This is a genomic window from Nocardia arseniciresistens (assembly GCF_046764875.1).
Lineage (GTDB): Bacteria > Actinomycetota > Actinomycetes > Mycobacteriales > Mycobacteriaceae > Nocardia > Nocardia arseniciresistens.
Genome location: NZ_JBKORD010000007.1, coordinates 400,135 through 410,738 on the forward strand (window position 1 = coordinate 400,135; position 10,604 = coordinate 410,738).

12 protein-coding genes are annotated in these 10,604 nt (G+C 66.8%); 9 read left to right on the forward strand and 3 right to left on the reverse strand.

What is annotated here, in order from left to right; genetic code table 11:
- Positions 1–87: 87 nt before the first annotated feature.
- Entirely contained in the window at positions 88–855 is a 768-nt protein-coding gene (locus ACLMAJ_RS15785; RefSeq protein ID WP_412014405.1) for an SDR family NAD(P)-dependent oxidoreductase, read from the forward strand.
- A 75-nt stretch (positions 856–930) separates the two neighbouring features.
- Here the strand turns inward: ACLMAJ_RS15785 and ACLMAJ_RS15790 are convergent, their stop codons facing one another.
- The 3 genes from ACLMAJ_RS15790 to ACLMAJ_RS15800 are packed head-to-tail and all read right to left on the reverse strand — an operon-like array spanning position 931 to position 5,323.
- On the reverse strand, positions 931–1,755 hold the full coding sequence (locus ACLMAJ_RS15790; RefSeq protein ID WP_412014406.1) for a class I SAM-dependent methyltransferase: 825 nt from the start codon (positions 1,753–1,755) through the stop codon (positions 931–933).
- Positions 1,752–3,707, reverse strand: a complete 1,956-nt coding sequence (htpG, locus tag ACLMAJ_RS15795) for a molecular chaperone HtpG (protein WP_412014407.1) — start codon at positions 3,705–3,707, stop codon at positions 1,752–1,754. The genes ACLMAJ_RS15790 and htpG overlap by 4 nt, the downstream gene beginning before the upstream one ends.
- Entirely contained in the window at positions 3,704–5,323 is a 1,620-nt protein-coding gene (locus ACLMAJ_RS15800; RefSeq protein ID WP_479725036.1) for a TM0106 family RecB-like putative nuclease, read from the reverse strand. Before ACLMAJ_RS15800 ends, htpG begins: the two co-directional genes overlap by 4 nt.
- Positions 5,324–5,749: 426 nt before the next feature.
- Between ACLMAJ_RS15800 and ACLMAJ_RS15805 the strand changes: the two genes are divergently transcribed.
- The 8 genes from ACLMAJ_RS15805 (at position 5,750) to ACLMAJ_RS15840 (ending at position 10,401) form a co-directional block, all read left to right on the forward strand.
- Positions 5,750–6,385: a DUF6474 family protein gene (locus ACLMAJ_RS15805; protein WP_412014409.1), complete on the forward strand. Its 636-nt coding sequence runs from the start codon at positions 5,750–5,752 to the stop codon at positions 6,383–6,385.
- Between the two features lie 13 nt (positions 6,386–6,398).
- Positions 6,399–6,923, forward strand: coding sequence for a hypothetical protein (locus tag ACLMAJ_RS15810; protein ID WP_412014410.1), 525 nt, complete (start codon positions 6,399–6,401; stop codon positions 6,921–6,923).
- A 42-nt stretch (positions 6,924–6,965) separates the two neighbouring features.
- Positions 6,966–7,625, forward strand: coding sequence for a YcnI family copper-binding membrane protein (locus ACLMAJ_RS15815; protein ID WP_412014411.1), 660 nt, complete (start codon positions 6,966–6,968; stop codon positions 7,623–7,625).
- The gene (locus tag ACLMAJ_RS15820) at positions 7,622–8,167 is read left to right on the forward strand and encodes a copper resistance CopC family protein (protein ID WP_412014412.1); all 546 of its coding nucleotides are present in this window, start codon (positions 7,622–7,624) and stop codon (positions 8,165–8,167) included. Before ACLMAJ_RS15815 ends, ACLMAJ_RS15820 begins: the two co-directional genes overlap by 4 nt.
- A gap of 56 nt (positions 8,168–8,223) precedes the next feature.
- Entirely contained in the window at positions 8,224–9,093 is an 870-nt protein-coding gene (locus ACLMAJ_RS15825; RefSeq protein ID WP_412014453.1) for a CopD family protein, read from the forward strand.
- Positions 9,094–9,130: 37 nt separating this feature from the next.
- The gene (locus tag ACLMAJ_RS15830) at positions 9,131–9,589 is read left to right on the forward strand and encodes an SRPBCC family protein (protein ID WP_412014413.1); all 459 of its coding nucleotides are present in this window, start codon (positions 9,131–9,133) and stop codon (positions 9,587–9,589) included.
- A gap of 4 nt (positions 9,590–9,593) precedes the next feature.
- A complete protein-coding gene (locus ACLMAJ_RS15835) occupies positions 9,594–9,974 on the forward strand; it encodes a DUF5313 family protein (protein ID WP_412014414.1) in 381 nt (126 codons plus the stop codon).
- Positions 9,975–10,035: 61 nt separating this feature from the next.
- The gene (locus tag ACLMAJ_RS15840) at positions 10,036–10,401 is read left to right on the forward strand and encodes a DUF5313 family protein (protein ID WP_412014415.1); all 366 of its coding nucleotides are present in this window, start codon (positions 10,036–10,038) and stop codon (positions 10,399–10,401) included.
- Positions 10,402–10,604: the final 203 nt, after the last annotated feature.

Below are 10,604 nucleotides of genomic sequence, written 5' to 3' on the forward strand. Positions count from 1 at the left end.
CGGGCTCCGGACGGACTACGTCCCGCCGCACCTATTAGGGTGCAATTGACGAAGGGCCAACTGGCTGTCACGAACGAGAGGACCATCGTGGAGATTTCGGGTTCCGCCGCCATTGTCACCGGAGGCGCATCCGGCCTCGGCGCCGCCACTGCCAAGCGTTTCGCCGAACTGGGCGCCACCGTCTTCGGCTTCGACGTGCCGCAGTCGATCGAGCGTGCGGGCGATAACGTGCCCGAGGGTGTCACCCTGATTCCGGCCGACGTCACCAGCAACGACGAGGTCGCCGCCGCGGTCGCCAAGGTCGTCGAGTCCGGTGTGCCGCTGCGTATCGCGGTGAACTGCGCCGGTGTCGGCTGGGCGGGCCGCATCCTGTCCAAGAACGGCCCGCACGATCTCGAGCTGTTCCGCACCGTCATCACGGTGAACCTGCTCGGCACCTTCAACGTCATGCGCCTTGCCGCCGACGCGATCGCCAAGACCGACACCGTCGACGAGTACGGCCAGCGCGGCGCCATCATCAACACCGCCTCGGTCGCCGCGTTCGAGGGCCAGATCGGCCAGATCGCGTACTCGGCCTCCAAGGGTGGCGTGCACGGCATGACAGTTCCCGCCGCGCGTGACCTGGCCCAGTTCGGCATCCGCGTGAACACCATCGCCCCCGGCATCATCGACACCCCGATGCTGGCCGGTGTCACCGAGGAGTACCGCAAGGGACTGGAGGCAGGGGTCCCGTTCCCGTCCCGCCTCGGCCGCCCGGACGAGTACGCGCAGCTCACGCAGTACATCGTCGAGCACGACTACCTCAACGGCGAGACCATCCGCATGGACGGCGCGCTGCGCATGGCACCGCGCTAGCTTCGGCTGCCGTTACAACGAGCACACCCCGCCACTCCGCTCGGACCGGAGGGCGGGGTGTTCTCGTTCCATGGCTCAGGGCTGCGGTTTGTGGCCGATGCCGAGGAAGGCCGTGGTGGACAGCGGTTGATTCGGGCGGTAGTTGTCCGCGAGATAGGCGCGCATGAGCGCGGCGCGCTCGGCCCAGACCGCTTCGCCGACGTTGCGCCGCATCAGGACCATCGGCGCGCTACTGCGAACCATGGTTTCCCACATCTCGTCGCCGCTGTCGAAGGTCAGCGAGGTGGTATGCCGCTGAATGCTCACGCCCGCGAACCCGGCCTCGCGCATTTCGGTGGCGAAGACGTCCGGATTTTCCAGATTCAGAACATCGGGCTGCGGAATCTGGATGGTCGGGTCGGCGGCGGCGAAGGCGCCGAACATCATTCGCATCAGCGGTGATTCCACGACCGGCGCCCAACTCGACACCACGGCGACGCCGCCGGGACTCAACACTCGGAACAATTCGGCGAAGCCCTTGGCGCGGTCGGGAAAGAACATCAGCCCGAACATCGAGAAACCGGCGCCGAACCGGTCGGCATCGAACGGCAGCGCCTGCCCATCTCCCACCCGCGCATCAATATTGGTCACGCCTTCGGCCCGCGCACCCGCGACGAGCCTGCGGATCATCGGGTCGGAGAAATCGATGGCATGCACATGCGCCACCCGCCGCGCGGCCGGCAAACTCAGTAGGCCCGTCCCCGCGGCGACGTCGATGACCTGCGAATCCACGGACAATCCGGCCAGCTCGAGCGCGCGAGCCGAGAAGGGCCGCATGACCGCAGGCGCGAATTCGGCGTATCCGTCGGCGACGAGATCCCAAGGCTCTGCGGCCGCGAGCGGGTTGGCTGACGTGCTCACAGGGTGCGGGTGAGCCGATCGGTGAGGATGTGCGCGAAGCGGGCCGGGTCTTTCAGTTCGCCGCCCTCGGCCAGAACCGCTGTGCCGTAGAGCAATTCGGCTGTTTCGGTGAGCTCGGGGACCTTGCCCGCGTCGGCGTCTTCCTTGCGGGTGTCGTAGGCATCGCGCAGACCGGTGACCAGCGGATGTGCCGGGTTGAGCTCGAGAATCCGCTTGGTTTCCGGGACGGCCTGACCAGAGGCGCGATACATCCGCTCCAGCATCGGGGTGAAGTCGAAAACGTCACCGACCAGGCAGGCCGGGGAGGTGGTGAGCCTGCTGGTCAGGCGCACCTCCTTGACGCTATCGTCGAGGGCACTGCCGAGCCAGGTGAGCACATCGCCGAAGTCCTTGTCCTGCTGTTCACGCAGCGCCTCGGAGGCCTTCTTCTCCTCCTCCGATTCCAGGTCGACCTCGCCCTTGGCGACGGACTTGAACGGCTTGCCTTCGAAGTCGGTCACCGAACCGACCCACATCTCATCGACCGGGTCGATGAGGATCAGCACCTCGAGGCCCTTGGCCTTGAAAGCCTCCATGTGCGGGGAGCTTTCGACCTGCTGGCGGCTCTCGCCGGTCATGAAGTAAATCGCGTCCTGGCCCTCGCGCATCCGCTCGACGTACTGCGCCAGGGTGGTGAGCTCGGTGTCGGAGTTCGTCGAGGCGAACGACGACACCTGAAGCAGCGTCTCGCGGTTGTCGAAGTCCGAGAGCAGGCCCTCCTTGAGGACGCGGCCGAACTCCGTCCACAAAGTCCGGTACTTCTCCTGATCTTCGGAACCTTGCAGATCCTTGACCGTGGAGAGCACCTTCTTCACAAGGCGCTTGCGGATCATCTGGATCTGCCGGTCCTGCTGCAGAATCTCCCGAGAAACGTTGAGCGACAGGTCCTGTGCGTCCACCACGCCCTTGATGAAGCGCAGGTACTCCGGCATCAGCTCTTCGCAGTTGTCCATGATGAACACCCGCTTGACGTAGAGCTGCACGCCGCGCTTGTGCTCGCGGGTGAACAGGTCGAACGGCGCGTGCGACGGAATGAACAGCAGCGCTTGGTATTCGAAGGTGCCTTCGGCCTTCATCGGGATGATCTCCAGCGGATCGTCCCAGCCGTGGCTGACGTGCTTGTAGAACTCCTTGTACTCCTCGTCGCTGACCTCGCTCTTCGGGCGGGTCCACAGCGCCTTCATGGAGTTGAGGGTCTGGTCCTCGACAATGGTCTTGTCGACCGCGTTCTCGCCTTCACCCTCGGTGATGGTCCGCTCGACCCGCATGCGGATCGGCCAGGCGATGAAGTCGGAGTACTTCTTGATGATCTCGCGGAGCTTCCACTCCTGGGTGTAGTCGAAGAGGTGGTCGTCCTCGTCGGCCGGCTTGAGGTGCAACGAGACCGAGGTGCCCTGCGGCGCCTCGTCCAGCGTTTCGATCGTGTAGGTCGACTGGCCGGTGGATTCCCAGCGGGTGCCCTCGACGTCTCCCGCCGCGCGGGTGGTCAGGGTGACCTTGTCGGCGACCATAAAGGTCGAGTAGAAGCCGATGCCGAACTGGCCGATCAGCTCCTGCGAGGCGGCCTCGGACTTTGCCTCGTTGAGCTTCTTGCGCAGCTCCGCGGTGCCCGACTTGGCGAGGGTGCCGATCAGGTCGACGACCTCGGCGCGCGACATACCGATGCCGTTGTCGCGGATCGTCAGGATCCGCGCGTCGGCGTCGATCTCCAGCTCGATGTGCAGATCGGAGGTGTCGACATGCAGGTCCTTGTCCCGATAGGACTCCAGTCTCAGCTTGTCAAGGGCATCGGACGCGTTGGAGATCAGCTCCCGCAGAAACGTGTCCTTGTTCGAATAGACCGAATGAATCATCAGTTCGAGCAACTGATGAGTTTCGGCCTGGAACTCGAGTTTTTCGACGCGCTCAGTCACGTCGCGATACTACGACGCCCGAAATCGGCGAGTGCAGGAACCTCGGCGTCCGCGCTGTGCGGACCCGGTTCGCGCGGGTCCATCCACTCGCGCAGCACCATGGTTGCCCGCACATCGTCCTCGTTGTATTCCAGCAGTCGGATGCGTTGGCTCAGGTCAGGGTCGTTCTCGTAACCGACGGCGCGGCGATACCAGCTCATCGACGCCTCACCACCCGCTTCGGGGTCCCGCCATGCGAAACCCGCCACCGGCGCGATCTTCTTCAGTCCCTTGCCGTTCGGGCAGATGAACTGATCGGAGACGGCCTGGAACATATCCACCCACTGCGGGCCGTCGACGAACGAGCGCACCTGATCGACCGTCGGCACTCCGGGCCGCCCCGCGAACCTGCGCGCCGATTCGTAGAGCCATTTGTCCTCGGCGGTGCGCGAATAGCAGTAGGCGGCAAAGGTTTTCCCCGCAGCGGCGGCCTCGGCGCGTACCGCCATCAACCAGCTCCAGAACTCGCCGAACGAGCGGCCCTCGTCATCGGTCGGCAGCGGATCCCAGGTGACGAACGGCCGATAACTCCCGTCGAGCAGCGTGCCCCACAGGTACGCGCCGAATTCCTGGAAACTCTCCAGGTCCACATCCACCTCGACGTCGGCGCGGCGCACCCACACCTTGTCGACCTTGCGGACCAGCGGCGCACCGGCGAGCCAGGCCCGCGCTGTCACCACGGCCTCGTCGAACGGACCGTGCTGCCAGTCCTCCGGATCGTCGCCGACCCACGCGGCCAGGTCGTCGATCGTCTGCACGCCGTGCCCGCGCAGCACGTCGGCGCGTGAGCCCGGCGCCACCAGGCTGACGTCGCGATGGTCGATCAACCAGCCCTCGCAGCTCGCACCTCCGGTACCTTCCTCGCCCGCGACACCCCTGCTCCACCATGGGCATTGCCTGCACTCGGGCACCTTCGAGGGCACCGTCGGAGATTCACCGCGGACCACCGCGATCCGGTCGGCGTAGCGCAGGTCGTAATCGGTGAGCAGCGGAGCGAGATCGTGCACGAGAATGCGGTCGAAGTGATACCCGATCACTCCGCCGACCAGTGCCGGGCTGGCAAGTCCGTGGCGCTGGAGCATCCGGTAGAGGTGGGCAAGGCGCTGCTGATCGCGCGGCTGCTGGCGAAGTTTGCGATGCGGATCCGGCTGCGGATCCCAGTGATACAGATCCGAGGTGGTCGGATGGAAGTCGGCGGGCTCGGGTTGGCGCGGGTCGGTCACCTTGTGATTGACCACGATGACGGGGATGTAGCCGCCTCGGTCGAGGTCGCGCAGCAAGATCTCCGAGCCGCCGCGCCGTCCGGTGTCCGGCTCCTGCGGCAGCAATCCACCCCAAATATGGTGCGTCCCAGCGGCACACGCGCGCAGCGTCGCCTCGGAACGCTCCCTTGCGCGCAGCGTCGGGTCGATCACGAGCCAGTTGTCCGGATCCGCCGCGATCAGCGCGTCGCGCACCTGGGTCCGGTGCGCCGACGCGGCCTCCCGCCGCTGCCGAACCCCGGCGTCCTCGGTCACGCCGGTCAACATTTCCGGATGGGCCGCATTGAGATGCAGCCGGTGCCTGCACCCGATCAGCGCCCTGGCATCGACGAAAGCCGCCGTGGCATCGCGTGGTCGATCTTCGGCTGTGCCGTCACGATGGCCGCCCTCGTGATTGCCGCCGTCGCGGTCGCCGATGCCCGAATACACGTATGCAGTATGGTCCCTACCCCCGACAACTCCACGAACCGCCTAATGAGCGCAGCCGGACGAAGTGCGGTCCTGATCGGCGCGCGGCCGGAGCGGAGGCGGAGGTACGCACAGGCGCACGGCCGGAGCGGAGGCGGAGGTACGCACAGGCGCACGGCCGGAGCGGAGGCGGAGGTACGCACACGCGCGACTCACCCCCTCGCAGCGGCGACCATGGACCCTATAGGGTGGCGACAAACCGTGTGACATGGGCGGACGGGCGTTCCCCGACGTCGTACTGCCATGGCAAACCAGCATGACGGAGGGCCTTCGATGGGGTTGTTCACGAAGCGCAAGCGGCGTCCGAGCCGCAAGGCCGAGGCGAAAGCTCTCAAGCACAAGGCCGGTTTGGAGGCCAAACTCGGCGCCAAGAACGATCGCAGGGCCCGTCGCGCCGAGGCACGCACCCAGAGCAAGATCGCCAAGGCTCAGATCTCCACGTTGCAGGCCGAAGAGAAGGCCGCGCTGAAGCTGGCCGCGAAGGCCGAGCGGGATCCGTTCAGCGCCAGCCAGGTTCGCAAGTACCTCGGTGTGGCCCGCGTACTGATTCCCGTCCTCGCGCCGCTGGCCTATCGGGCCGCGACGATGATTCGCGGTCGGATCGATAACCGCCGGGCCCATCAACTCGGCATCGGTGTCGAACAGCTCGGTGATTTCAGCGGCCACGGCGGCAAGTTGCAGGCCCGAATCGTGAATGTCGAAGGCGCACTTGGCAAGATCAGCGGCAGCATGAACGGCGACGGCAAGGCCTTCATCACCGCCACCCAGGATCGACTCGACAATCTGACCGCCGCCGTGCGTACCGCGGAGCAGATGCCCGCAACACGCCGTCGCGCCGTGCACGCGTCGATTTCGAACGAACTGTCCGGGATCGAGGCGGACGTCTTGGCGCGCCTCGGCGTCGGCTGATCGTTCCATCGCAATGCGCCACCGCCCGATTACCGGCAGCCTGCGCGGCTGCCTGGTCGGCGGCGTTGTCGGCGCACTTGCCGTAGCCGCGCACGGGATCGCCGGTGGCGGCTATCCGAATTCGGCGCAGGTTTCGCTCGTACTGCTCGTCGCCGCCGCGGTCGGATGCGCCGCGGGCACCTTGCCGGTCGGGCGTGGACCCGTCGGAGTATTCGGTTTGCTCGCGGGTGGGCAACCGGCAGGCCATTACGCGCTTTCCGGCTTGCTCGGCCACAGCCACGATTCCGGCGGCGCCTCCGGCCAGCTGTCCGGCCTGATGCTTGCCGCGCACCTCATCGCGACGCTCGGCTGCGCCGTACTCATCGTGCTGGCCGAACGGCTCTACGCGGTCGCGTCATGCGCGATCCGGGCAGCCCTGGTCACACCGCGGCACGCGCGGATCACCGGCACCGATCGCTGGTCGGATCCCGGGCAGCGGCCATACCGCTTTCATCCGAACGGCGCGATCGGTCCGCGCGCGCCACCGGTGCCCGCCTGATCGGTCGCACCAGTTCCCCTCGGACAGAAAGCTTTTCACCCCATGCGTAATTCTCTTTTGCGTGCCTCCTGCACGACCGCGATCGCCGCGGGCCTGGTTTTGGCAACCGGCGCCACCGCCGCGGCGCACGTCACCGCCGATGCACCCGGCGCCCAACAGGGCGGATATTCGGTGGTCACCTTCAGGGTGCCGACGGAATCGGAAACCGCGAACACCGTCGCGCTCACCGTGACCCTGCCGACGCCCAAGAGCGCCCGCACCGAGCCCATCCCCGGCTGGAGCTCCAAGATCGAGCGCAACGACAAGTCGGAGATCACCGCGGTCACCTGGACCGCTGAACCGGGCGCACCCGGCGTCGGGCCGGGCCAGTTCCAGCGCTTCGCTGTTTCGGTCGGGCCGCTGCCGACCAAGGCGACAGTGAGCTTCCCGACCAAGCAGACCTACAGCGACGGCAAGATCGTCAGCTGGGATCAGCCGATGGGCAGCGACGGCACGGAGCCGGAGCACCCGGCGCCCAGCGTCACCCTCGCGGCCGAGAAGGCGGGCGAAGACGAGCACGGATCGGCCGCCGAAGCCTCTGACCACGAGACCGACGACGCCGCTGACAACACCGCGCGATGGCTCGGTGGCATCGGCCTCGCGCTCGGCCTGCTCGGTGTCGCGCTCGGCCTCGGCAACGTGATCCGCGGACGGCGCTCGTGACCGCCCCACGCCGCCTGCTCACCGCACTCGTCGCCGGTCTGCTGCTGCTCGGCGGCAGCCTCGCCGCCGCAGGCACGGCCGCCGCGCACTCGGCGGTCACCGGCAGTTCGCCGGAGAACGGTTCCACCATCGACGCAGGGCCTGCTCGGGTCAGCATCACCTTCAACGAGGACCTACAGACCAGCTTCCCGTCGCTGACCGTCGTCGGCCCGGACGGCAACCTGTGGTCCAAGGGGACGCCGACCGTCGAGGGCAAGTCGGTCAGCGTCGAGGTCGGCGAGCTCGGTCCGGTCGGCGAATACACCATCGCCTACCGGGTGACCTCCGCCGACGGCCATCCGGTCAGCGGCACAAGGAAATTCACCCTCGCCAAGGCGGGCACCGGAGTCCCTGGTCCCAAGCCCGGCGCCAAGAACGGCGCGACCGACGACGGCGGCTCGAGCGGAATTCCGTTGTGGGTGTTCATCGTCGGCGCCGTCCTGCTGTTCGGCGGCGGCCTCGCCTTCGCACTGTTCGGTGGCAGGAGCCGGAAACAACCGTGAGCGGCGTGCCGACCGGCCGGGACGCACGGGCGTTGCTGCTCGTCGTTCCGGCCGCCATGCTCGGGGTGTTGCTCGCCTGGGCGCTGGATCTTCCCGCGCGGGTGCCGACCGAGGGCGGCGTCCGTGTCGTGGCGGACTGTGCGGGCGCGACGGTATTGGGGCTGGCCGCGCTCCCCCGGATGCATCCGCGGCTGCGTCCGCCGTGGCGGTTGCTCGCCGTGCTCGCGGCGCTCTGGTGCGGCGCCGAGTTCGCGGTGCTCGTCTTCGAGGCCGCCGACGTTGTCGGCGTCCCGGTAGCGCGTCTGGGCGGCGGGCAATTCGGCACCTTCCTCATCGAAATCAGCGGCGGCCAGGTCGGCATCGCCATCCTGCTCGGCACCGGCGCGGTGGCCTGCTATTGCGCGCTGGCCTTCCGGCGACCCGAGACCGCGTCGACCGACTTGGTGCTGGTATTCGCGGCCGTGGCGCTGGCGCTGCGGCCGATCACCGGGCACATGTCGCAACAGCCGTTCGGTTCGGTGCTCGGCGCGGTGCACGCGCTTGCCGCGGCGGCCTGGTTCGGACTGCTCGTCGCGCTCGCGCTTGTGGTGCGCACCCGCGGTGAGTGGGCGGTCGCGCTGCCGAGGTATTCGGCATTCGCGCTGCCGTTGATCGCGACCGTCGCGATGACCGGGGTTATCAACGGGCTGGTGCGCGTCGGCGGGCTCACGCCCTTCGTGACCACCGGCTACGGCCGCATCCTGCTCGCGAAAACCCTTGTGCTGGTTGGATTGCTGATACTCGGCTGGTGGTGGCGGCGCACCTGGGTGCGGCGCGCGGCGGACCATCGGATGACCGCCGAATCGTCGTTGCGCAGGGCCGTGCTCGAGGTCGTTGTGATGGCGGTCGCGTTCGGGCTTGCCGCGACGCTGGCGGTGACGGCGTGACAGGGCAGGTCAGGGACGCCGCGGTTACAGTGCTTGTATGACCGAAGTGAAAATCGTCGAGGACTGCGCGGCAACGGCCGAAACCGCCTTTGCCTATGTCAACGACTACCGCAATCTGCCGCGGTTCATCTCAGAGATCCATGAATTCACGCCGGTCACCGACCAGATCGAGGGTGTGGGTGCGACCTTCGACGGCACCATCAGGCTCGGGCCCGCCACCCTGCATTCGACGATCAGGGTGGTGCGCTGGGAGGAGAACGTCGCGATCGCGGTCAAGTCCATCAAGGGCTTCGAGATCGAATCGACCTTCCTGTTCCACGGCAAGGACGACAACCAGTGCACCGTCGACGCTATCGTGGAGTACCGGGTCGGTGGCGGTATCGCTGGACGGGTGCTCGGTAAGACCATCGAGCCGTTTGTGAAGATCGCCGTCAAGCATTCCACGCACAACCTGACCACCCAGATCGCCGAGTTCCAGGCGAGTAGGCAAGGCTGAGTCCATGGTCGAACGCACCACACCGAGTTTTCCGCAGCGGATCGGTTACGTCTGCGGTCGGACGCTGCCCGCGTCGATGTCGGAGTGGGTGCGCAACGATCTGACCGGCCCGGGCGCCGCGCGCCGCTATCTGATGCGATTCCTGCTTCCGGTGATTCCGGTACTCATGCTCTTTCTGCTGGTACCCGGCCCGAACTGGATGGGCTTCGCGATGATGGCCCTGCTGTATCTGCCGCTGATCTACTTCACGATCGCGCTGATGTACGTGTACCGGCGCAGCCGGCTGATCAAACACGGCCTCGACCCGGACCTCGCCGATTCCGATGCCAGGCAGCGCGGCGCGGCCGAGCGGCTGGACTACGAGCGCAGGCACGGCCGCGCCTGAAGTTCGCCGAGTTGCCGCTCGAGACTGGCGGTGACTTATACCACAGGCATAGCCTGGAACTATGAAGACTCCCACAATACGGCAGCGGATCGCCTACGATGTCGGCCGCGAGCTCCCCGAGGAGCTGCACGAGTGGGTTATCCGCGACCTCGTCGGACACGGGGCCATGGAGCGCTATCTCGTCCGGTTCCTTGGACCGATCATCCCGTTCTTCGCCCTGGTGCTGTTGTTCCCAGGCCCGATGCCGCTGAAGATCGGCATCATCGTGATGATGATCGTTCCGATGGTCATCTTCACGGTCGCGCTCAGCTACGTGTGGCGCCGCTTCCGCCTGGTCCAGCACGGTTTGAATCCGGAACTCCTCGATCACACCAAGATTTCCGAACATGATCGGGACCTCTACGAATTGCGCTACGGCCACCGCTAGCAAAGCGAGCCCGACGAACCCCCGTTGCCCACACCCGAGCGCCCGCGCCAGGGCACAACCACGAGCCCGCAACGGTCCCCACGTACGCGCCCACTAGGCACGACCCCGTATTCCGAGCGAAGCGAGACCGAGCACTAGAGTTCGCGGCCCGTCTCGCGTCCGAGCGTCCGAAGCGCATGCGCCGCAGGCGCGAGTCTCGGACG

Coding starts and splice junctions, on each gene's coding strand:
- ACLMAJ_RS15815 (WP_412014411.1), top strand. CDS start 6,966: ATGCGTAATTCTCTTTTGCGTGCCTCCTGCACGACCGCGATCGCCGCG.
- ACLMAJ_RS15810 (WP_412014410.1), top strand. CDS start 6,399: ATGCGCCACCGCCCGATTACCGGCAGCCTGCGCGGCTGCCTGGTCGGC.
- ACLMAJ_RS15835 (WP_412014414.1), top strand. CDS start 9,594: ATGGTCGAACGCACCACACCGAGTTTTCCGCAGCGGATCGGTTACGTC.
- ACLMAJ_RS15840 (WP_412014415.1), top strand. CDS start 10,036: ATGAAGACTCCCACAATACGGCAGCGGATCGCCTACGATGTCGGCCGC.
- ACLMAJ_RS15830 (WP_412014413.1), top strand. CDS start 9,131: ATGACCGAAGTGAAAATCGTCGAGGACTGCGCGGCAACGGCCGAAACC.
- ACLMAJ_RS15825 (WP_412014453.1), top strand. CDS start 8,224: ATGCTCGGGGTGTTGCTCGCCTGGGCGCTGGATCTTCCCGCGCGGGTG.
- ACLMAJ_RS15805 (WP_412014409.1), top strand. CDS start 5,750: ATGGGGTTGTTCACGAAGCGCAAGCGGCGTCCGAGCCGCAAGGCCGAG.